Consider the following 21,308-nt stretch of genomic DNA (forward strand, 5'->3'; position numbering starts at 1 on the left):
GCTGCCAGGGCAGGCGGCGCGGCGACAAGATGGGCGCCAGAGTCCACAAGCCGGACGATCCCAAGTCTGGCATGCTTACGGCTGCGCATTTCGCCGAGTACGCTGAGCGGCTGATGCATTCCCGCCCTCTAAGGGCGCGCCCCTGATTCCCGGACCCGACCATGAAGAAATCCCTGCCGTCGAAACTGCCCCTGATCCAAGCGCCGATGGTCGGCTCCTTCAGCCCGCTGGCCGCTGCCGTCTGCCAGGCGGGCGGCCTGGGCTCGCTGGCCTGTGCGGCGCTGGGCGCCGACGCGCTGCGCGCGCAGATCGCCGATATCCGCGCGCATACCGGCGCGCCGTTCAACGTCAATTTCTTCAGCCATGTCGCCCCCGCGCCCGACGCGGCCGCGCAGGCGCGCTGGCGCGAGGCCCTGGCGCCGTACTACGCCGAGGCCGGGCTGGACCTGTCGGCCGCAGGCAGCGGACCGGGCCGCGCGCCGTTCGACGAGGCCATGTGCGAGGTCGTCGAGGACACCCGTCCGGCCGTGGTCAGCTTCCATTTCGGCCTGCCGCCCGAGGACCTGCTGGAGCGCGTGCGCCGCAGCGGCGCCATGATCCTGTCCTCGGCCACCACGGTCGAGGAAGCGCGCTGGCTGGACGCGCGCGGCGTGGACGCCATCATCGCCCAGGGGGCCGAAGCCGGCGGCCATCGCGGCATGTTCCTGACCGACGACATCCATGCCCAGCCGGGCCTGTATGCCTTGCTGCCGCAGGTGGTGGACGCGGTGCGGGTGCCGGTGATCGCCGCCGGCGCCATCGCCGATGGGCGCGGCATCGCGGCGGCCTTCGCGCTGGGCGCCAGCGCGGTGCAGATCGGCACGGCCTATCTGCTGACGCCGCAAGCCGGCCGTTCCGAGATCCACCGCCAGGCCGTGCGCGAGGCGCGCGACGACACCACCCGCCTGACCAATCTGTACACCGGCCGGCCCGCGCGCGGGCTGCTGACCCGCTTCATGCGCGAGCAGGGGCCGATGAGCGACGCGGCGCCGGTGTTCCCGCTGGCGACCGGCGCGGTCGATCCGCTGAAGGCCGCGTTCGAAAAGGCCGGCAAGGGCGATTTCTCGCTGCTGTGGGCCGGCGAGGCCGGCGCGCTGGCGCGCGAGGAAGACGCGGGCGCGCTGACGCGCCGGCTGTGGGACGAGGCGCTGGCCTGCGCCGGGCGCCTGGGCCAGGCCATGGGCGCTTGAGTGCCGTTGCGAGCCGTTGAGCGCGGTTCAATGCGGCTTGTCGCCATGGCGCGCGCGGCACGGCCCGGGGCGTGGTTTTCCCTGTTGCGGCCCCAAATCGGCCGCAGCCCGATCAATGAGGGCTAAAATACCGCCTCGCTGCACCTACCCAGCCACCGGCTTCTTCATTCTCGCGCCCCGCGCGCTTCCAAAACCATGAAAAAACTGACTGCTGTTCTTCTCGTGACCGCAAGCTCGCTGCTGGCCGCCTGCGGCCCGAGCGACAACGCGCCCAAGGCCGCCGCCAACGCCCCGGCGCAGGCCCGCAAGGTCGTCGTCGGCCTGGACGACAACTTCCCGCCCATGGGTTTCCGCGACGCGAACAACCAGATCGTCGGCTTCGACATCGACATGGCCAAGGAAGCCAGCAAGCGCCTGGGCATGGAAGTCGAGTTCAAGCCCATCGACTGGAGCGCCAAGGAAGCCGAGCTGAACGGCAAGCGCGTCGACGTGCTGTGGAACGGCCTGACCATCACCGAAGAGCGCAAGAAGAACATCAGCTTCACCGCGCCCTACATGGCCAACCACCAGATCATCGTGGTCGGCACCGCCTCGCCCGTGAAGGTCAAGGCCGACCTGGCCGGCAAGGTCGTCGGCGCGCAGGACGGCAGCAGCGCCACCGACGCCATCGCCAAGGATCCGGTCGCCGGCAGCATCAAGGAAGTCAAGAAGTTCGGCGACAACGTCACGGCCCTGATGGACCTGGCCGCCGGCCGCCTGGACGCCATCGTCGTGGACGAAGTGGTGGGCCGCTACCTGATCAGCAAGCGCGCCGGTGAATACCGCGTGCTGGACGAGAACTTCGGCACCGAGGACTACGGCGTCGGCGTGCGCAAGGACGACGCCGACCTGCTGGCCAAGCTGGACAAGACCCTGGGCGAGATGAAGCAGGACGGCGCCGCCGGCCGCATCGCCACCCAGTGGTTCGGCGCCAACATCATCAAGTAAACGGCACGGACGCGCCCACCGGCCTCGTGGCCGCGGGCGCGGCGCCCGCGCGCCCGGCGCGCGCCCGTCCACGACTCTGCGTCCGCCCCGCGCGGCGCGAACCTTCCTCTGCATGGACTACGTACTCTCCCTCCTGGGGCCCCTGGCGCAAGGCGCGAAAGTCACCTTGACGCTGTTCTTCATCACGCTGGCCCTGGCCGTGCCGCTCGGGCTGGCGCTGGCGCTGGCGCGCATCTCGCGGTGGCGCGCATTGAGCCAGCTGGTCAACGGCTATATCTGGCTGATGCGGGGCACTCCGCTGATGCTGCAGATGCTGTTCATCTATTTCGCCTTGCCCTTCGTGCCGGTGATCGGCGTGCGCCTGCCGGACTTCCCGGCCGCCGTGGTGGCCTTCGCGCTGAACTACGCCGCGTACTTCGCCGAGATCTTCCGCGCCGGCATCCAGTCGGTGGACCGTGGCCAGTACGAGGGCAGCAAGGTGCTGGGCATGAGCTATCTGCAGACCATGCGCCGCATCGTGCTGCCGCAGATGGTGCAGCGCGTGCTGCCGCCCATGAGCAACGAGACCATCACGCTGGTCAAGGACACCTCCCTGATCTACGTGCTGGCCCTGAACGACATCCTGCGCACGGCGCGGGGCATTGTGCAGCGGGACTTCACCACCACGCCCTTCCTGGTGGCCGCCGCCTTCTACCTGATCATGACGCTGGTGTTGACGTGGTTCTTCCAGCATCTGGAAAAGCGCTATGCCAAGTACGACCAGTAATCCCATGGATCGTCCCGTCATGATCCAGGCCGACGGCATCGTCAAGTCCTTCGGCGCCAACCGCGTGCTGGACGGCGTGTCGCTGACCCTGTCCAAGGGCGAGGTGGTGGCGGTGATCGGGCCGTCCGGCTCGGGCAAGAGCACCTTCCTGCGCTGCCTGAACCACCTTGAGACCATCGACCAGGGCAGCATCGCCGTGGAGGGCGAGTTCCTGGCCCAGGCCGCCGCCGGCGGCCGCAGCCAGTACGCGTCCGACGCGGACGTGCGCCGCATCTGCCGCAAGATGGGCATGGTGTTCCAGTCGTTCAACCTGTTCCCGCACATGACGGTGCTGCAGAACGTCATCGAGGCGCCGCTGACCGTCAAGCGCATGCCGCGCGACGCCATCGTGCCCAAGGCCGAGGAACTGCTGCGCAAGGTCGGCCTGCTGAACAAGCGCGACAACTATCCGGGCCGCCTGTCCGGCGGACAGAAGCAGCGCGTGGCCATCGCGCGGGCGCTGGCCATGGAACCGGACATCATGCTGTTCGACGAACCGACCTCGGCGCTGGATCCCGAGCTGACCGGCGAGGTGCTGCGCACCATGAAGCAGCTGGCCGACGAGCACATGACCATGCTGGTCGTCACCCACGAAATGGGCTTCGCCCGCGAAGTCGCGCACCGCGTGGTCTTCATGGACGACGGCCGCATCGTCGAGCAGGCCGATTCCCAGGAATTCTTCCGCGCCCCGCGCGAGGCGCGCACGCGCGAGTTCCTGGCGCACATGCTGTAGGTCGGATCTCGGATCAGGAAGCGATATCGAGCTTTGCCATCGCCGCTGCGCTCAAGGGCAGGGCGATGGTCGCTTCCTGCTCAAGGTAATGCCGCGACGGGTCGGTCTTGACCGCCAGGCCGGACAAGCCCCGATTGCACAGCCCGAACTGATGTTCCCTGGCCGGCGCGTTCAGCGCGATCCGAGTCTCCACGGACGGCGCTGCCGCCATCCGCAGCCCCATGCTGCGCTTCAGCGAGCGATAGGATGCCAGGCCCTTGGCGTCGAGCTCGTCCACCGTGTATTCCAGCATCAGGCCCATCGTGCCGTCGTCGAGCGGCGCCACCGGCGCGGCCAATTCCAGCATGGTCCAGTACCAGTGCTGACCGCCTTGTTCAAGGAACAGGCGCGTGATCTCCAGCTCGACCCGCGTCCTGGCGGGCAGGTCGGTGCGCAGCGTCAGGCGCAGGCTGGGCGGCGCGTAGCTGACCGACAGTTCAAACCGATCGCAAACGGCCTGGACGGCGCGATCCTTGGGGCGGCTCAGGGCGCGGGCCTGCTTGTTGCCCATGTCAGGAGGCCTGCTTGAACAGCGCCGGCAACACGCGGCCCGCGATGACGGCTTCGCAGAAGCCCGCCCAGCTGTCGGCCACGACCGTCACCACTTCAAACTCGGGTTCGATGCCGTGCACGACGGCGCCGGTGGTCTGGTCGATCGCCAGGAACTCGTAGTCGCCGGCCACGCTCATCAACACGGGCAGGTGGCGGTCCCAGAAGGTACTTATGGCTTGGCGGTCCTCGTCATCCAGCGCGGCTTCCAGGCTCAGGCGCTTGAACTCATCCCAGGCAAAGGCGCTGTCGGCCGTGCCGGCGTAGTCGGCGGCCGACAGGAACCAGGCGGTTTCGTCGGCGCGGCACAGCAGCGAGTAGCGGTCGAGGAAATCCCGATGCGCGGCCGGCAGGGCTGGCGCTGGCGCGCCGGCCGGGGCGGTACGCTCCACGGTCCAGCCAAGGGCGGCCAGGCGCGCGAGTAGACGTTCGTGGATGTGCTGCATGCGGGCTCCGCGTGTGTCCCGAAACCGGAACGGAAGGGGCCCGCCATGCTATCAAGTCCGGTGGCTCAAGTCCTAATCCTTGCTCAGCCTGGCCCGTAGAAAGCAGTATTGCATCTCTGCACTGGAGAGGTCTCTTTTTGGCTGGCGAGCCATGTATTCGCTGGAAGATGCGGCGTATCGCACACGATCGTGGTAGTCCCACATGTTCTTGTCGAAGCGAGTCAGCAACTCAAGCACTTTCCCTTTATCAAACGTATTGATGTCCTCGATGTAGTTGTTCACCAGGCGCTGAACGCTTTTTCGCGCCGGCTCCTGGACGAGCTTGTCATAGCCTGTCGCAATGAAAACGCTCTCAAGCGCCTTCTGCTCTTTCATGCAGTCGGTCGCATTCACCTGTCGCCATCCGTTCGGGGTGTTCCGTTGCGGCTGACGGTTTGGCGGCTGGGTTGGGGTAGACACGGCCGTGTTGCGAGCATTGCGGGCAGCGTCGTCGCGCTGCTGTTGTTCGGCCCGCGTTGTTTCATCATGCTTGCGCTGCGCCGCCCGGACTTCGGCGGTCTTGCGTTCGGTGTAGGCGCGCGCGGCGACGTCCAAGGCGCTGGCCGAGCGAGCGGACTTGCACATCAGCTTCTTGGTGGCGGGGTCCAGCGTGCGCAAGACCTCAGGCTGGTCCGGAATCCAGTTATTGCACTCGAACGCCTCGCCCCATACCTCGGGCTCTCGGGCTTGCAGGGCGCCAGGGGCGGCGCGGGCATTGGCGTCCGACGCGTTCTGCGTGCAGTGCCCCCGGTAGCCAGAACCCTTGACATAGCCCCATTTGCCGCCGCCGCGATACTTGGTGGCGCAGGCGAACCAATGCACCGTGCCGTTGAGAATATTGCCTTCCTTCTTGCCCGGGCCCAGCGTGCTGAGCCCGCCGTTGGGGCAGCGGAAAGCCTCGGAGCTGTCGTAGAAATTCCTGGTCTGCCGTGGGTTCTCGACGCAGAAGCCCACATCCACGGCGTAATTGCATTGATTGAACAGCGTGCCGTCCTTGGCGACGATGCAATCGCTGTCGGTGCCGTCGCTGGCGGCGCGGACGGGCAGGGCGAGGGCCAGAAGCAAACCTGCCATCAGGATCGATTTGATCATCATGTGCGCCTCGAAGGGGTCGGCAGCCTTCAATCTACCGCTACCGCCGCGTTCGTCCAGGGAGAACAAACCCTGAGTGGCGGCCTTACACCGGCGCCAGCCGGATCAGCCGGCTGACGCGTTCGGCGGCGTCCTGCAGCGCGGGCACGATCTCATCACGAATGCGTTCCCCGGGCGCTTCCTGCACGCCGGTGGAGATGCCGATGGACAGCACGCGCGCGCCGGTCCCCGGCACCGGCACGGCCACCGAGACCTGATTGCTGTCCGGATAGTCCAGCGTGCAACATTCGCCGGGCGGCAGGCGCAGCGCGCCGGCCAGCGCGCTCGCGGTCGGCAGCACGCTGCCCACGCGCAGGTTCATCACCACCAACCGGCGTCGTTCCGCCGGCGCCATGGCGCGGCCGATGATGATCACGCCGTCGGCATGCGCTTCGCCCAGGTTCGAGGTGCCCGAGTAGGCCTCGGCCAGTTGCTGCAAGGTTTCCTCGACGGCGCCGGACACGCCCAGGCTGTCCAGCGCGGCGAAGCCCAGCTCGAACACTTGCGGCGTCAGGCGCCAGCGGCTGTCCTCGCGCGCCGTGTATCCCTCTTCCTCCAGCGTCAGCAGGAAGCGCAGCACCGTGGGGTGGGGCAGGTCCACCGCGCGCGCCAGGTCCGCCAGCGTGGGCCGGCCGTTGCCGCCGAAGGCGCGCAGGATCGCTAGACACCTCTGGATCGATCTATTATTCTTCATTCGTTCATTAAGTGATCTACATGTTCACCTGGTGAACTATATCCATAAACGATGCCGACGGCAAGACCCGCGGCCAGGGAAGGAGACAAATATGAAACGCATCGCGCTTGCGCTGATGGCGGGGATGGCGGTGGCCGCCTGTCCCGTCGGCGCGCAGACGGCCTGGCCCGCCCAGCCCGTCAAATGGATCGTGCCGTACCCGCCGGGCGGCTCGACCGACATGCTGGCCCGGCTGGTCAGCCACAAACTCGGAGAGCGTCTGAAGCAGACCGTGATCGTCGAGAACAAGGCCGGCGCCGGCGGCAACCTGGGCACCGACTACGCGGTCAAGCAGCCAGCCGACGGCTACACCATCGTGATGGGCAATATCGGCCCCATTTCGATCAACCCTGCGCTGTATCCCGACCTGCCGTACAAGCCCCAGCGCGATCTGGCGCCGGTCACCATGCTGATGAGCGTGCCGAACCTGCTGGTGGTCAACCCGGCGCTGCCGGTGAAATCCGTCAAGGAGCTGATCGACTACGCCAGGCGCGCCGCTGGGCTATGCCACGCCGGGCACCGGCACCTCGTTGCACCTGGCCGGCGAACTGTTCGCCAGCAGCGCCGGCATCCGCCTGACCCATGTGCCGTACCGGGGCAGCGCGCCGGGGCTGAACGACACCGTGGCAGGCCATGTGCCGATGATGTTCGACAACATGCCCTCGGCGCTGCAGCTGGTGAAGGCCGGCAAGCTGCGCGCGCTGGCCATCACCAGCGCCACGCGCTCGCCGCAATTGCCGGACGTGCCCACCATGGCCGAGGCCGGCCTGCCGGGCTACGAGATCTCGGGCTGGTTCGGCGTGCTGGTGCCGGCCGCCACGCCCAAGCCCATCGTCGAACGGCTGAACCAGGAACTGCTGGCGGTGCTGGCCATGCCCGACGTGCGCGAGCAGATCGCGGCCATGGGCGGCATCGTCGTCGCCGACGGGCCGGCCGGCTTTGGCCGCTATATCGCCAGCGAAACCGACAAGTGGGGCGCGCTGGTGCGCAGCGCCCAGATCAAAGTCCAATGAACCTGCAGGAGACTGTCATGAGCAATCCGTATCGCCATCTGCAAACCCGGCCCATCGCCGGCGCGCTGGGCGCCGAGATCGACGGCGTGGACCTGTCGCGCGAACTGCCCGGCGAGGTATTCGAGGAAATCCGCCGCGCGCTGCACGAGAACCTGGTGATCTTTTTCCGTGGCCAGCGCTTGACGCCGCAACAGCACATCGACTTCAGCGCCCGCTTCGGCGAACTGCTGGAAGTGCCCTTCGTGCGCGCGCTGGACGGCTATCCGGCCATCCTGCCGGTGATGAAGGGCAAGGCCGAAACCAAGCGCCGCCTGTTCGGCGGCCTCTGGCACAGCGACATGAGCTACGCGCAGGAACCGCCGCTGGGCTCGGCGCTGTACGGCCGCGTGATTCCGCCCTACGGCGGCGACACCATGTGGGCCAATATGTACCGCGCCTATGACACGCTGTCCGACCGCTTGAAGCAGATGCTGGACGGCCTGAACGCCGTGCACAGCGCCGTGCGCTCTTATGGCTCGGGCGGGGCGGTGGTGAACAACGGCGATCCGGCGCACAAGATGGACGTGCGCACCGACGACCGCGCGGTCCAGGAGGTCATCCACCCCGTGGTGCGCGTGCACCCGGCCACGGGGCGCAAGGCGCTGTATGTGAACAGCACCTACACGCTGCGCTTCGACGGCATGACGCAGGAGGAAAGCGAACCGCTGCTGCAATTCCTGTACGAGCACGCCGCCCGTCCGGAATTCACCTGCCGCTTTCGCTGGAGCGAGGGCGCGCTGGCGTTGTGGGACAACCGCTGCACCCAGCACCTGGCGATGAATGACTACGACGGGTTTGACCGCGAGATGCACCGGACGACGATATCGGGGGATCGGCCGGTGGGGGTGGCGTTGAGGGTGTAGCGGATTTGTCCGCCTTCGGACATTGCGCTGCATGGCCAGCCCTATACTTCGGGCATCGCCGCGACAACGGCGATCCCGGAGTGGAAGCTGGGAAAGCTATGGCGGACAGCCGCCCAGGCGGCTTTTTCCTTGTGTCCGCTTGCCTCATCCGTTAGTTGAGGGAGCGGGCTCTTTCGCCGCTACAGGAGGCTGCGCCATGACGCAACATCCCCTCATTCAAGACCCTTGGTCCACCGACGCTTCATCGGCGCACGGCTTGGTTCCACTTTCTCATCTACACCTCATCGACCGCACCCGTTACGCGATAGAGACCATCGCCCGCATGGTCGGTAACAGTGCGTCCGAGCCGGATGCGACAGGCGCGCAACCGCTGGATGCCTGGACGGTGGCTGCATTGATGGGCGGCGTGGAAAGTCTGTGCGACCAATTGGCCAACCTGACCGACACGATGTTGGAACGGGCGCAGGCTTGCGAAGCCAAGGCAGCCCAGGAAGACGTGACGCAGGCCGGGGCGACGTCGATCCAGTAGTCTAGGCCTGGCCGCGTCGCGGTTCGGGACGGCCCCGGCGCGGCACAATCATCGGACTGCCGGTCTCCGGATCGGGCATCACCCGGCAGTCCAGGTCGAACACCTGGCGCAACGCCTCCTCGGTCACCACCTCATCGGCCGCGCCCTGGGCCGCGATGCGGCCTTCGCGCATCATGACGACGCGGCTGGCGTAGCGGAACGCCAGGTTCAGGTCGTGCAGCACGACGACCAGGGTCCGGCCGGCCGCGTGCAGGCGGGCGCAAAGGTCCAGCAGGTCCAGCTGGTGGCGGATGTCCAGGAAGGTGGTGGGCTCGTCCAGCAGCAGGATGCCGGTGTCCTGGGCCAGCACCAGCGCCAGCCAGACGCGCTGGCGCTGGCCGCCGGACAGCGTCTGCACCGGGCGTTGCGCCAGCTCGGTCAGCTCGGCATCGGCCAGCGCGGCGTCGACGGCTTGCGCGTCGGCCTCGCTCCATAGTCGCAGCAGCGATTGATGCGGATAGCGGCCGCGCGCGACCAGGTCGCGCACGGTGATCAGTTCGGGCGCCTGCGGATCCTGCGGCAGGTAGGCCAGCCGCCGCGCGACCGCCTTGGGTCGCAGGCCGGCGAGATCGGCGCCGTCGAGCAGGGCGCGGCCCCGGGTGGGCGCGAGCGCGCCGCCCAGCACGCGCAGCAGCGTGGACTTGCCGCAGCCGTTGGGGCCGACGACGGCGGTGAAGGCGCCGGCGGGGACGGTCAGCGACAGGCCGTCCAGCACCTTGCGGGCGCCGTAGGCCAGCGTCACGTCGCGCAGCGCCAGCGCGGGCGCGGCTTGCGGGGCGGCGTGGGAGCCGGCGGGCGGGAGCGGGGCGGGGGTCATGCGTTTTTCTTCCATTCCATGAGCAGCAGGAAGGCCAGGTAGACGCCGCCGATGCCGGCCGTCAGCACGCCCACCGGCAGGCCGGACGCGCCGGCATGGCGGGCCAGCAGGTCGGCGCCGGCCAGCAGCGCCGCGCCGGTCAGCGCGGAGGCCAGCGGCAAGGGACCGCTGGCGCGCACGCAGCGCCGGGCGATCTGCGGCGCGGCCAGGGCGACGAAGGCCACCGGGCCGGCGACGCTGACGGCGGCGGCGGCGGCCAGCACCGCGATCAGCGTGGCCGCGCCGCGCGTGCGCCTGGGCCGCGCGCCCAGCGCGCGGGCCAGTTCGTCGCCCATCTCCAGCAGCCGCAGGCGCGCGGCCAGGGCCATCGCCAGCGGCAGCAGCACGGCGCAGGCCAGCGCGATCAGCAGCGCGTCGTTCCAGGTCTTGCCGGCCAGGTTGCCGTTCAGCCAGGTGGCGGCCAGGTGGGCCTGCTCGCGGCGCAGGTTGGACAGCGCGTATTGCACGAAGGCCAGCGCCAGCGTGCCCACGGCGATGCCGGCCACGACCATGCGTTGCGGCGCGGCGAAGCCGGCGCCCGAGCCGAACCAGACGGCGGCCATGGCCAGCAGCGCGCCGGCGGCCGCGCCCCAAGCCACCGGCAGCAGGCCCGGCCAGACCATGGCCGCGGCCACGGCGCCGGCCGAGGCGCCGGCGGTCAGGCCGATCACGTCCGGGCTGCCGAGCGGATTGCGGGTCACGCTCTGGAACAGCGCGCCCGACAGGCCCAGCGCCGCGCCCGCGCCCAGCGCGGCCAGCGCGCGCGGCAGCCGCAGGGTGTAGGCCAGCCACTGCTGCACCGGCGTGCCGCCGCCGGCCAGCACCGTGGGCAGCTCGCGCCAGGACAGGCCCTGCGCACCCAGGGTCAGCGCCAGCGTCACCGACAGCAGCATCAACAGGATCAGCGCCGCGCCGTAGGCCAGCGCGCGCGGCGGCAGCGGCACGGCCAGCCAGCGGCCGGCGCGCAGCATCGGCGCGGCGTGGACGGGACGCGCGCGCATTTCGCCGTATACATCGTGGGCGGGAGGCGCGCTCATCGAGCTTCCTCCTGGTCGCGGCGCAGCGCGGCCAGCAGGAAGGGCGCGCCGATGAAGGCCACGACCACGCCGGTCAGCAGCTCGGCCGGCGCGCGCAGCAGCCGCGCCAGGATGTCGGCGGCCAGCATCAGGACCGGGCCGAGCAGCAGGCAGAACGCCAGCTGCCAGCGCAGGTCGGGGCCGGCGAGCCGGCGCGCCAGGTGCGGCACGGCCAGCCCGACGAAGGCGATCGGGCCGCAGGCCGCGGTGGCGGCGGCGGCCAGCACCGCCATGCACAGCAGGCCGGCCAGCCGATGACGGCCGGCCGACAGGCCCAGGGCGCGCGCCATGCCGCCGCCCAGCGCCAGCACGTTCAGCGGCCGCGCCAGCGCCAGGGCCAGCAACAGGCCTGCGGCGACATAGGGCGCGGCGCGGCCGGCGGCGGCCAGGGAATGGCCGGCCAGCGAGCCCACGGCCCAGAAGCGGTAGACGTCGAAGATGTCGCTGCGCAGCAGGGCGATGGCCTGCACATAGGCGTACAGCACGGCGTTGATGGCGGCGCCGGCCAGGATCAGGCGCACCGGCATCAGCCCGCGTCCGCCCGCGCCCAGCCAGTACACGGCGGCCGAGGCCGCCAGCGCGCCGGGCAGCGCGGCCCAGAACGGATGGGCCGGCAGGCCGCCCGTGGCCAGCGCCAGCGTGACGATGGACGCGGCCGCGCCGGCGTTCACGCCCAGCAGGCCGGGGTCGGCCAGCGGGTTGCGGGTCAGCGTCTGGATCAGCGCGCCGGCCACGGCCAGAGCCGAGCCGGTCAGGAAGGCGAGCAATGTGCGCGGCACGCGCGAGGCGACCACCAGCGCCGCGTAGCTGTCGTCGGGCCGGGTCAGCGCGCGCCATACGTCGGCGGGCGCGAGGTCCTTGGATCCCAACCAGAGGCTGCCCAGCGTACAGGCGGCCAGCAGCAGGGCGCACAGGCCCAGCGCGCCCCAGCGCGCGCGTGCCGTCATGGGGCGGCCTTGCGCGAGATGCCGGCCTGCCGCGAGCCAGCCCGGTGCATCACGAACGTGAGCTGCGCATGCTGGTGCATCAAGGACTCGCGTGCGTGCCGGGGCGGGCGCGCAATGCAGCGGCGGCCAGTTGCGGCGCGAGCCGGTCCAGCATCCAGTCCACCGCCAGCGGCGCGCCGGACGAGGATGCCATGACCAGCGACGGATCGCTCAGGGCCACGTAGGCTCCGCGCTGTACGGCCGGGATGGCGGCAAAGAGCGGCATGGCCGCCGTCTTTTCGCGTTCGGCGTCGTTGTAGAACCAGGACACCAGGATGTCGACGTCGGCCAGCCGGTCGGCATGCTCGAAGCCCAGGTAGTGCGCGAAGTGGCCGGCGCTGGCGCGCAGCTGGCGCACCGACGGGGCCAGCGTCAGGCCCATGGCGCTGATCGTGTCCACGCGCGGATCGCCCGCCACATAGGTGGCGAAGTTGCCGGACCCCAGGTCGGCGCGCACGTAGGCGTAGGTCTTGCCGGCCAGTTGCGGGTTGTCGCGCGCGGCGCGCTGCAAGGCATGGGCGATGCGGGCCTTGAGCGCGTCCGCCTCGGCGCGCTTGCCCAGCGCGGCGGCGATCAGGTCGATCTGCGTGTCCATCGGCGTCAGGAAGGGATGTTCCGGATAGGCCACCACGGGAACGAAGCGCGACAGCTGTGCGTAGGCCTGGGCGCTCATGCCGGAGAACGGCGCCAGCACCACGTCGGGCTGCAAGGCGATGATCTGTTCCACGTCCAGTTCCGGGTATTCCGTGATGAGGGCCGGCAGCGGGGCGCCGCGAGCTTCGATGGCGGCGCGCACCCAGGGCCAGTAGTGCCGGGCGTCGCCGCCCCAGTCGGCGCGGCTGACGCCCACCGGCACCACGCCCAGCGACACGGCAAGGTCGTCGGCGCCCAGGCCGATCGTGACGACGCGCCTGGGCGGTGCCGTGATGATGGCCGTGCCGAGCGCGCCTTGCAGCGTCACCGGGAAAGCAGCGGCGGAGCCGGTGGCCGGAGTGACGGATGTGGCGGATGTGGCGGATGTGGCCGCCGGCGCTTGAGGCGCGCCGCCGGCCGGCCGGTCGCAACCGGCCAGCGCGAGCGCGCACAGGCAGGCCGCCGCGCCTCGGCGCAGCGCCCGCATCCATGCTTGGAAAGAAAAACGCATCCTGCCTTGCCGCTCCCTCGATCAATACTGCGCGCGCAGCGTCAGCATGACGTTGCGCGGCGCGCCCCACCAACCCTGGCTGTAGAAGCCGATCTGGTCGTAGTACTTGCGGTCGAACAGGTTGTTCACGTTCAGGGTGGCGGACACCTGCTTGCTGAAATCGAACCTGGCCATCAGGTTGACCAGCGCGTAGCTGCCTTGTTCCACGTCCACGTTGCCGCGCGGGCTGGCGGCCGATTGGTACATGCGGCTCTGCCAGTCCACGCCGCCGCCCACGGTGAGCCGGTGCAGGTCGCCCGGCAGGCGGTAGGTGGTGTAGAGCTTGAACAGGCTGCGCGGATGGCTGGTGTTGATGGGTTTGCCGTCGGCGTCCTTGGCGGTGAAGTGGGTGTAGCTGGCGCTGAGGTTCCAGCCCGGCGCGAGCTGGCCGCTGGCCTCCAGGTCGATGCCCTCGACCTTGGCGCCGGACACGGCGCGCGAGGCCTGCATATTGGGGAAGCCGGGCACGCTGGAGCCGGGGATCGCCTGGGCCAGGTTGTTCTGCCGGGTCTGGAACAGCGCGGCGGACGCGTTCAGCCTGCCTTCCAGATAGGCGGCTTTCAGGCCGACCTCGTAGCTCTTGCCGTCGATGGGCGGCAGGATGGAACCGGACGTGTCGCGCGCGTTCTGCGGCTGGAAGATCTCGGTGTAGCTGGCGTAGGCCGTGTAGGTCTTGTTGATGTCGTAGATCAGGCCGGCATAGGGCGTGAACTGGTTGTCGACCTTGTATTCGCGGCGCGAGCCGAAGTAGTTCTGGGTGGTCTTCCAGTCGCTCCATCGGCCGCCCGCGATCAGGTGCAGCGGCTCGGCCAGGGCGAAGCGGCCCACGATGTAGGTGCCGGTCTGCTTGGTGCGCATGTCGTCGGCCGTCGTTTTCCTGTCCGACCACGTCGGTTCCGCGATATGGTCCTGGCGCCAGTTGAAATAGCTGCCGATGGCGGGCTTGGGGCCGACCATGGCGTATTGCTGGATGTCGCTGTGGTCGTCGATGCTCATCCAGCCGACGCCGATTTCGTGGCGCAGGCCGAACAGCGTGAACGGGGCGTTCAGCGACAGGTGGATGTCGTCGCGGTCGCGCCGGCCGTCGTAGTTGGCGAAGTTGCTGGTCATGCCCAGGCCGGTCGCGCGGTCCGGGTAGCCGCCCCGGAACAGCTGTTTCATCCGGTACTTGCCGTCGCTGTGGCTATAGGCCGCGCGCAGCTTCCAGTCATTGGCGAAGCGGTGGGTCAGGTCGACGAAATAGGTGGTGGATTCCGTGTCCTGTCGCGCCCAGGGCGTATTGTTGGCGACCGAGCGGTTGAAGTCGGTGCGCGAGCCGTCGCTGTAGAACAGCGGGAAGCCGCTGCCGAAGCCGTTGCTGATGTTGCGCTGGTATTCCACGCTGGCGGTCAGCACGGTGTCGGGCGTCAGGTCGGCGCTGACCACGCCATAGAACGTGCGGCTGCGCGCATCCAGGAAGGTCACGTTGCTGTTGCCCTGGCTGTACGCGGCCACCACGCGCGAGCGGATCTTGCCGTTCTCGGTCAGGGGCACTGACAGGTCGGCCTCGCCACGGATCTTGTCCCAGCTGCCGGCGCCGACGCTGGCCGAGGCAGCGAAGTCGCGCAGCGGACGCTTGCGCACGAAGTTGACGGCGGCGGATGGATTGCCGGAGCCGTTCATCAGGCCGGTCGCGCCGCGCACGACTTCCACGCGGTCGTAGATCGCCGCGTCGATGTCGGTGGTGCCGTAGTTCCACAGGCTCAGGATGGGCGTGGACAGGCCGTCGAACTGGAAGTTGTCGATGGGAAAGCCGCGCGCCGAGAACGAATAGCGGTTGCTGTCGCTGCGCGTCATCGAGATGCCGGGCGCCGACGACAGGATGGCCGCGGTGTCGCGCAGGCCCCGGTCCTCGATCTGCTGGCGCGTGACCACGCTGACCGATTGCGGCGTCTCGCGCGGCGCCAGGGTCAGGCCGGTGGCGGTGCTCATGGCCTCGGTGGTGTAGGAATTCGTGCCTTCGGTGGCGCCGCCCAGGTTGGCGCCGGTCACCGTCACCGCCGGCATCTGGACCACGTCGCCCGGCGCGGACGGGGTCTCGGCGGCGACCTGGGCGGTGGCATTCTGGTGGGCAAGGGCAGAGCAGAGCAGGGCCGTCTGGATTGCGTGGGTCAAGGGGCGCACCCGGCGTGGCAGCGCGGCGGGCGAGGGCAAAGCGGACGGCATGGCAACGAACTCCGGCGAAATAGGCAACGAGCTGAACGGAAAAATCTGGTAATGAGAATTATTGATTTTTACGTATGGGCTGATGTATGCCTGATGACGCGATCCATATGCCAAATGCCGTCGCGCCCCGGCGGCAAGAAAGGGCCGGATGGGCGATCCGGGTCCGGTCCGGGGGCCCGTCGCTCGTCGGCCGGTCAACCCGGCTCGGCGTTGGCCAGCGTCTGCGGCTTGCGGTGCAGCCAGGCCCAGCCCAGGGCGCTGGCCGCCACGCAGGCCAGCATGGCCAGCGCCAGCCGCAGCGGCTGGCCATAGACCAGCGGCACGCACCAGCCGCTGACCAGCGAGAAGGTGAGCATCTGCATGAAGCCCAGCACCGAGGCGGCGGTGCCGGACAGCTCCGGCACCCGCGCCAGGATGCGCAAGGTCATGGCGGGCACCGACATGGCCAGCCCGCAAGTGAAGACGCCGGGCAGGATCACGGCCCAGGGCAGCGCGGGCCGGCCCGCCGCCGCCACATAGGCCAGGTTGGCCAGGCAGCTGCCGCCCATCAGCAGATAGGCCAGCGTGGTGACGCGCGCGTCGGTCCAGCTGCCGGCCTTGCGCGCGGCGAACAGCGTGCCCAGCATGGCGCCGGCCACCAGCGGCACGAACAGGTAGGCGAAGTCGGTTTCCTGCAAGCCCAGCACGTTCGTGATGAAGTCGGGCGCGGCGCCGATCAGGAAGCCCTGGGCGGCGAAGACCAGGCTGAAGGCCAGCCCCAGCGACACGAAGCGCGCGTCGCCCAGCACCCGGCCGTAGTTCCGGGCCAGGCCGCGCCAGGACAAGGGCTGGCGCTGTTCCGGAGCAAGGGTTTCGGGCAGGCGCAGCGCGCACAACGCCAGCGCGGCCATGGCCAGCACCGCCAGAAGCAGGAACACAGAGCGCCAGCCCTGGTGCGCGGCCAGGTAGCCGCCGATGATGGGCGCCAGCGCCGGCGACAGGTTGAACACCAGGATCAGGTAGGACATGGCGCGGCGCGCCACCGCGCCCTCGTAGCAGTCGCGCACGATGGCCTGGCCCACCACGATGCCGGCGCCGGCCGACAGGCCCTGCAGCGCGCGCGCCGCCAGCAGCCAGCCGAAGTCCGGGGCGGCGGCGGCCAGCAGCGCGCCGGCCACGTAGCAGACCAGGGCCGTCAGCACCACGCGGCGCCGGCCCAGCGAGTCGGACAGCGTGCCATGCAGCAGCAGCATGGCCGCATAGCAGAACATATAGACCCCGAGCGTCAGCTGCACGGTGTCCTGCGGCACGCCGAACTCCCGGCCCAGCGCGCCGAACGCAGGCAGGTAGGCGTCGATGGTCGCGGGCGCGACGCAGGACAGCAGGCCCAGCATGAGCACCATGACCGGAAAGGCAGGCAGGGGAACGGGGCGGGACACGGGCGCTTCCATGGCAAGGGCCGCCCGGATTGGGCGGCATTGCGTCATGGTGGCCCAGCCAGGCCGGCGTCGGGAATGCGCAATGCCGGCGGAGCAATGGCTGCCGCCGGAAGCAGGCGGCAACGCGCGGGAATACGGGCGGCGGGGATGGGGAAGAGGCCGCCATCGCGTCCGCGCGCCGATTCAGTTCAGTTCGCTGGGGGCCACGCCGTAGCGCTCGCGGAAGGCCGTGGCGAAGTTGGTGGCGTGGCGATAGCCGACGAAATGCGCGGCCTGCTGCACGCTCCAGCCCTGGGCCAGATGCTGGCGGGCCACTTCCAGCCGCCGCTCGCGCAGCCAGCTGAACACCGATTGCCGGTAGGCGGCCTGGAACTTGGCGCGCAGCGTGCTGGGGCTCATGCAGGCCAGTTTGGCCAGCGCCTCCAGCGTGTGGTCCTCGCCTGGCGCGTCGTGCAGCCGTTCGCGCACGCGTTCCAGCAGTTGCCGGTCGCGCTGCGACAGGCTCTGATCGGCGGGCGGCGCCTGGTCCAGCGAGGCCAGCGCATGCGCCAGCAGCTGGGCGCCCACGCCCTCGCGCAGCAGGTTGCGTAGCGGGTGGTCCCAGCCGCAGTCCAGCAGGTGCTCGATGGCCAGCAGCAGATGGTTCTGCACCTGCCAGCGCCGCAGTCGCAGGCCGGCCGGCGAACGCAGCGCCTTCCAGATCATCTCGCTGGCGCGCTCGTCGCCGGCGGCTTCCGGCTCGGACAAGGACAGGTTGACGCTGCGCAGGCGCTGGCCGGCCGGATGGATGCCGGTCATGGCGGCATTCTCGCCGTACAGGGCGCTGATGCCGCTATGGGCGACCAGCGGCACGTCGTTCTGGCGGTCGAGCTGCGCGCGCGCCTGGCCCTGCAGCATGATGATGGCGGAGAAGCGCGGCGTCATGAAGGACGTGGCTTCGTAGTGATGGTGCACCTGCAGGTCGGACACGACCAGCGTGACGCCGGGCCGGATCTGGTGTTCCTCGACGCGGCCCTCGGCGATGCAGAGGGCGTCATGGTCGGCGCGCGGCGTGCCCAGCTTGGGCAGGCGGTAGCTGAAGCCGGCCGGGCCGCCCATGCGGTTGAAATCCGCGACGGTGAACCTGGCCGTGGGAGGATTGGGTGGGGTCAAGGTCGTCATCCGCGCTGCTGGTTGAAGCCGACGGCCATGGGCGGCGCCGTGGCTGGGGAGACCCGAGACAGGGTGCAAATGAGAATAGCACGGATTTCTATTTATTTATTTGCATGCCGGATCGACCGTTGACCGTTGTCGAACTGTGCCAAACATGAAACCCGGGCGGTAGCGAATGCAACGGGTTGGTTCGGCGACCCCGGAGGGCTTCGCGTATTACTTGCCCGTGGGGCCCAGCGCTTCTGCCCAGTTCTTTTTCATGGCAGCGATGCGGTCAGTGTAGGCGGATTTCAGGCAGGCGGTGTCGGGGCAACGGTCGCGCACGGTGGTGCGCCACTGCGTCTGCTCTTTCGCCACAGGATCGCGCCATTCACCGGTTTCGCCATCACGGCCAGCGGTTTCGGCCTGAATCTTGTCGTAGAGTTCCTTCACCTGATCGTCCAGCTTGGACAGCGATGGTTCGGCGCAGATTAGATGTTCGACATGGGTTTTCGCGGCCTTGCAGTCGAAGCCGGTGGCATGGGCGGTTTCGATACGCAGGAAAGGAGTGCTGGCGAGGACCGCGCAGATGACAGCATGCAGAATCGCGTGTCTGCCTGGAGCGCTTTGCCGGCGCCGGCCTTCCATGATGTCGGTCGGTATTGCCGCGAGAACGGGGTTGCGCACGTCCTTCACTCCTGAATGGCCAGCGGCCACCGATATGGTGAACCAAGCGGTCGATTCTCCCGTTTGTCGAGAGCTTGTGCAACTTTTGGCCCTTGTATGCCTGGAACCCGTGGCAGGCGCTCACGCGCTACGTCGATACCGCATAGAGACCGACGCAGCCCAGATCCGTACGCGCGCCCAGCCGGCCATCGGCCGTCCAGGTGAGGGCGACGCGCTTGACGATCTGGTCGATTGCGATCTTGTTCAGCGGGCGCATCGTGGCCAGCTCATGCACGTGGACGTGGCCCCGCATGTGAAAAGCGATGCGGCCGCGCGCCGCGTCCAGGGCGAAGTTGCTGCTGCCGGGGTCGGCCGCCTCGGGCCAGCCGGCCAGGGGCGCGGCGCTGGCCAGATCGAAGGCCAGCAGCCGCCATCCTCCATAGTTCTCTTTGACGATCAGCGCACGCCGGTCGGGCGTGAAAGCCAGCTGTCCGACCATCTTGAAGTCGCCTTCGATGATGGCTTGCCGGGTGCCGCCGGCGATATCCAGAACCTGGATGCGGCCCGGTTGCACGCAGTACGCCAGCAGGGAGCCGTCCGCCGACAGCGCGCCCTCCAGCTGGGGCGTGTGGCCGCCGTACAGCTCCGGCTCGATGGCCAGGCGCAGCAGATCCTTGCCGGCGGCCAGGTCGCGCACCACGAGTTCAGGCTGTTCGTGCCAGGCCGCCACGGCGCCCTGGCAATCCAGGAAGCTCGCCGGCTTGCCGTTGGCCCGCGTCAGCGGTTCGATCAGGCCGGTGGCCGGCGTCCAGGCGCGGATCTGGTGGTCGGCCAGCAGCAGGACTCGCTCCAGGCCCGCCACGGGCAGCATGCGCCACAACAAGGTATTCGGCCCGGCAAAGGCAAGGCGCTCGGCGCTGCCGTCCGGAGCGAGGCGCCAGATTTCGTCGCCCTGCCGGGTATCGTCGTAGCGGTTGAGCAGCAGGCCGCCGTCCAGTTCCGCGATGGCCAGGGCGCCGGTGTAGCCGCCGCCCAGATGCCTGAGCATGACGGGCTCGCCTGACGCGGCTGCGGGCGCGGCCAGCACCATGCCCTTGCGCAGGCGCGCGCCTTCTTCCTTGTCCAGGTAGCGACGGGCGCAAGCCGCATCCGCTTGCGGTTTGTCCGTTTCCTTGAGTTTGCCCGGCATGCCGGAAAAGATGGTCACGTTGATCCCGTCGGTTCGCGTGCCCCAGACTTTGCCGGTGGCGGGATCGTGGAAGCTGCGGATACGGGTCATGCGGGCCTCTTGCGCGTATGCCGCGTGGCGGCAGAGGGCGGGCGCATGGCGCCGCCGGGTCGCCGGCGGGCTGCGTGGTCCGCTGGCGGTCCCGTCGATTGTAGGGCGGCGCGCCGCCATGGCTTCCCGGGAACGGCGGCCACTGGCATGCGGGGGCAGGATCAGGCCGCGCAATTGCCGATGCGGTCTCCCATGACGCGCCGGTACCACTCATGGAAATGCAGCATGCCATCCTCCATCGGCGACTGGTACGGGCCGCTTTCGGACACGCCCCGGCGCAGCAGGGCGAGCCGGCCGGCGTCCATGCGCTCGCCGATCTCGTCGTCCTCGACGGCGGTTTCCATATAGGCGGCGCGCTGGGCCTCGACGAACTCGCGCTCGAACAGCGCGATTTCCTCGGGGTAGTAGAACTCGGCGATGTTGATGGTTTCCTGCGGGCTCTTGGGATAGAGCGTGGACAGCACCAGCACGTGCGGATACAGCTCGATCATGTGGGTGGGGAAGTAGGTCACCCAGATCGCGCCATAGTCCGGCGCCGAGCCGCCGCGATAGCGCATCAGCGTGTCGTGCCAGTCGCGGTACACGTCGGATCCGGGCTTCTCCAGCGAATCGTGCACGCCGACGCGCTGCAGGCTGTACTGCTCGGCGAATTCCCAGGACAGGTCCTCGCAGGTCACGAAGCGACCCAGGCCCGGATGGAACGGGCCGACGTGGTAGTCCTCCAGGTAGACCTCGATGAAGGTCTTCCAGTTGTAGTTGCATTGATGGACTTCCACATGGTCCAGCACGTAGTCGCTGAAGTCGAACTCCGGCCGGTTGAAGAGCCGGCCCAGGTCGGCCAGCGGATCGCGCGGTCCCTCGAACAGCAGGCCGTGGCAGGATTTCAGCGGGAAGCGCGGCAGGTTCAGGCAGGGCGTGCTGGGGAACTGCGGCGCGCCCAGGATCTGGCCTCGGTTGTCGTAAGTCCAGCGGTGCAGCGGGCAGACAATGTTGCCGCCGGTGGCGGTCAGGTTGCCGGCGGGATTGCCCGGCCCGGTCACGGCGCCGGTCTGGCCGCCCAGGATCAGGGCCTGGCGGTGGCGGCAGACGTTGGAGATCAGCTCGACGCCGCCGGCGTTGCGCACCAGCACGCGGCCGCCTTCCTCGTGCGGCAGGCGGCGCCAGTCGCCGGGCTCGGGCACGCCTTTCTCGTGGCCGACATAGATGGCGGATTGCTTGAATATGGTTTCCTGCTCGCGGGCGAACAGCTCTTCGTCGAAATAGGCGCGCACGTGCAGCGGGCTGAGCGCTTGCTGCACATGCGCCAGGCTGGCGATGTCCGTCATGATCCGACT

Annotated in this window: 21 protein-coding genes and 1 pseudogene; 8 read left to right on the forward strand and 14 right to left on the reverse strand. The window is 69.0% G+C overall.

All coding sequences use genetic code 11. The features are described from left to right. Positions 1-161 precede the first annotated feature (161 nt). The 4 genes from AC6LJ9_RS07005 (at position 162) to AC6LJ9_RS07020 (ending at position 3,754) form a co-directional block, all read left to right on the forward strand. Positions 162-1,229: an NAD(P)H-dependent flavin oxidoreductase gene (locus AC6LJ9_RS07005; protein ID WP_498146983.1), complete on the forward strand. Its 1,068-nt coding sequence runs from the start codon at positions 162-164 to the stop codon at positions 1,227-1,229. Between the two features lie 195 nt (positions 1,230-1,424). Beyond that, positions 1,425-2,216, forward strand: coding sequence for an amino acid ABC transporter substrate-binding protein (locus tag AC6LJ9_RS07010; protein WP_212315990.1), 792 nt, complete (start codon positions 1,425-1,427; stop codon positions 2,214-2,216). A gap of 112 nt (positions 2,217-2,328) precedes the next feature. Further along, positions 2,329-2,982 carry an amino acid ABC transporter permease gene (locus tag AC6LJ9_RS07015; RefSeq protein ID WP_103274346.1) on the forward strand — a complete coding sequence of 218 codons (654 nt, stop codon included), beginning with the start codon at positions 2,329-2,331 and terminating at the stop codon, positions 2,980-2,982. 19 nt (positions 2,983-3,001) lie between these two features. Beyond that, positions 3,002-3,754, forward strand: coding sequence for an amino acid ABC transporter ATP-binding protein (locus tag AC6LJ9_RS07020; RefSeq protein ID WP_498147041.1), 753 nt, complete (start codon positions 3,002-3,004; stop codon positions 3,752-3,754). Between the two features lie 13 nt (positions 3,755-3,767). Here AC6LJ9_RS07020 and AC6LJ9_RS07025 read toward each other — a convergent pair whose 3' ends face one another. The 4 genes from AC6LJ9_RS07025 to AC6LJ9_RS07040 all read right to left on the reverse strand — a co-directional run bounded on the left by AC6LJ9_RS07025 (position 3,768) and on the right by AC6LJ9_RS07040 (position 6,652). Then, on the reverse strand, positions 3,768-4,304 hold the full coding sequence (locus tag AC6LJ9_RS07025; RefSeq protein WP_498146984.1) for a hypothetical protein: 537 nt from the start codon (positions 4,302-4,304) through the stop codon (positions 3,768-3,770). Position 4,305: 1 nt separating this feature from the next. Next, positions 4,306-4,788, reverse strand: a complete 483-nt coding sequence (locus tag AC6LJ9_RS07030) for a hypothetical protein (RefSeq protein ID WP_498146985.1) — start codon at positions 4,786-4,788, stop codon at positions 4,306-4,308. A gap of 72 nt (positions 4,789-4,860) precedes the next feature. Continuing rightward, positions 4,861-5,922: a hypothetical protein gene (locus AC6LJ9_RS07035; RefSeq protein WP_498146986.1), complete on the reverse strand. Its 1,062-nt coding sequence runs from the start codon at positions 5,920-5,922 to the stop codon at positions 4,861-4,863. An 82-nt stretch (positions 5,923-6,004) separates the two neighbouring features. Then, positions 6,005-6,652: an IclR family transcriptional regulator gene (locus AC6LJ9_RS07040; protein ID WP_498146987.1), complete on the reverse strand. Its 648-nt coding sequence runs from the start codon at positions 6,650-6,652 to the stop codon at positions 6,005-6,007. Between the two features lie 220 nt (positions 6,653-6,872). On the opposite strand from AC6LJ9_RS07040, the pseudogene AC6LJ9_RS07045 reads away from it, so the two are divergent. The 4 genes and pseudogenes from AC6LJ9_RS07045 to AC6LJ9_RS07060 all read left to right on the forward strand — a co-directional run. Beyond that, positions 6,873-7,127 (forward strand): annotated as a pseudogene (locus AC6LJ9_RS07045) (Bug family tripartite tricarboxylate transporter substrate binding protein); the annotation flags it as partial. Positions 7,128-7,221: 94 nt separating this feature from the next. Next, positions 7,222-7,704 carry a tripartite tricarboxylate transporter substrate-binding protein gene (locus AC6LJ9_RS07050; RefSeq protein WP_498147042.1) on the forward strand — a complete coding sequence of 161 codons (483 nt, stop codon included), beginning with the start codon at positions 7,222-7,224 and terminating at the stop codon, positions 7,702-7,704. 17 nt (positions 7,705-7,721) lie between these two features. Further along, the gene (locus tag AC6LJ9_RS07055) at positions 7,722-8,606 is read left to right on the forward strand and encodes a TauD/TfdA dioxygenase family protein (protein ID WP_498147043.1); all 885 of its coding nucleotides are present in this window, start codon (positions 7,722-7,724) and stop codon (positions 8,604-8,606) included. Between the two features lie 196 nt (positions 8,607-8,802). Continuing rightward, positions 8,803-9,135, forward strand: coding sequence for a hypothetical protein (locus tag AC6LJ9_RS07060; RefSeq protein ID WP_498146988.1), 333 nt, complete (start codon positions 8,803-8,805; stop codon positions 9,133-9,135). Position 9,136: 1 nt separating this feature from the next. Here AC6LJ9_RS07060 and AC6LJ9_RS07065 read toward each other — a convergent pair whose 3' ends face one another. From AC6LJ9_RS07065 to AC6LJ9_RS07110, 10 genes are all read right to left on the reverse strand, one after another. Then, a complete protein-coding gene (locus AC6LJ9_RS07065) occupies positions 9,137-9,991 on the reverse strand; it encodes an ABC transporter ATP-binding protein (protein ID WP_498146989.1) in 855 nt (284 codons plus the stop codon). Continuing rightward, a complete protein-coding gene (locus tag AC6LJ9_RS07070; RefSeq protein ID WP_498146990.1) occupies positions 9,988-11,067 on the reverse strand; it encodes a FecCD family ABC transporter permease in 1,080 nt (359 codons plus the stop codon). Before AC6LJ9_RS07070 ends, AC6LJ9_RS07065 begins: the two co-directional genes overlap by 4 nt. After that, entirely contained in the window at positions 11,064-12,053 is a 990-nt protein-coding gene (locus AC6LJ9_RS07075; RefSeq protein WP_498146991.1) for a FecCD family ABC transporter permease, read from the reverse strand. Before AC6LJ9_RS07075 ends, AC6LJ9_RS07070 begins: the two co-directional genes overlap by 4 nt. 79 nt (positions 12,054-12,132) lie before the next feature. Next, complete coding sequence (locus AC6LJ9_RS07080) at positions 12,133-13,236, reverse strand: ABC transporter substrate-binding protein (protein ID WP_498146992.1); 1,104 nt, start codon at positions 13,234-13,236, stop codon at positions 12,133-12,135. A gap of 21 nt (positions 13,237-13,257) precedes the next feature. Then, positions 13,258-15,480: a TonB-dependent alcaligin siderophore receptor FauA gene (gene fauA, locus AC6LJ9_RS07085; RefSeq protein WP_498146993.1), complete on the reverse strand. Its 2,223-nt coding sequence runs from the start codon at positions 15,478-15,480 to the stop codon at positions 13,258-13,260. Between the two features lie 194 nt (positions 15,481-15,674). Further along, complete coding sequence (locus AC6LJ9_RS07090; RefSeq protein WP_498147044.1) at positions 15,675-16,862, reverse strand: multidrug effflux MFS transporter; 1,188 nt, start codon at positions 16,860-16,862, stop codon at positions 15,675-15,677. 219 nt (positions 16,863-17,081) lie between these two features. Continuing rightward, entirely contained in the window at positions 17,082-18,059 is a 978-nt protein-coding gene (locus AC6LJ9_RS07095; protein WP_498146994.1) for a helix-turn-helix transcriptional regulator, read from the reverse strand. Between the two features lie 207 nt (positions 18,060-18,266). Then, a complete protein-coding gene (locus tag AC6LJ9_RS07100; RefSeq protein ID WP_498146995.1) occupies positions 18,267-18,716 on the reverse strand; it encodes a lysozyme inhibitor LprI family protein in 450 nt (149 codons plus the stop codon). Between the two features lie 127 nt (positions 18,717-18,843). After that, positions 18,844-19,974, reverse strand: coding sequence for a WD40 repeat domain-containing protein (locus AC6LJ9_RS07105; protein WP_498146996.1), 1,131 nt, complete (start codon positions 19,972-19,974; stop codon positions 18,844-18,846). Positions 19,975-20,135: 161 nt separating this feature from the next. Further along, the gene (locus AC6LJ9_RS07110; RefSeq protein ID WP_212312670.1) at positions 20,136-21,299 is read right to left on the reverse strand and encodes an aromatic ring-hydroxylating oxygenase subunit alpha; all 1,164 of its coding nucleotides are present in this window, start codon (positions 21,297-21,299) and stop codon (positions 20,136-20,138) included. Positions 21,300-21,308: the final 9 nt, after the last annotated feature.

This window comes from Achromobacter sp. 1011811831 (assembly GCF_059760905.1).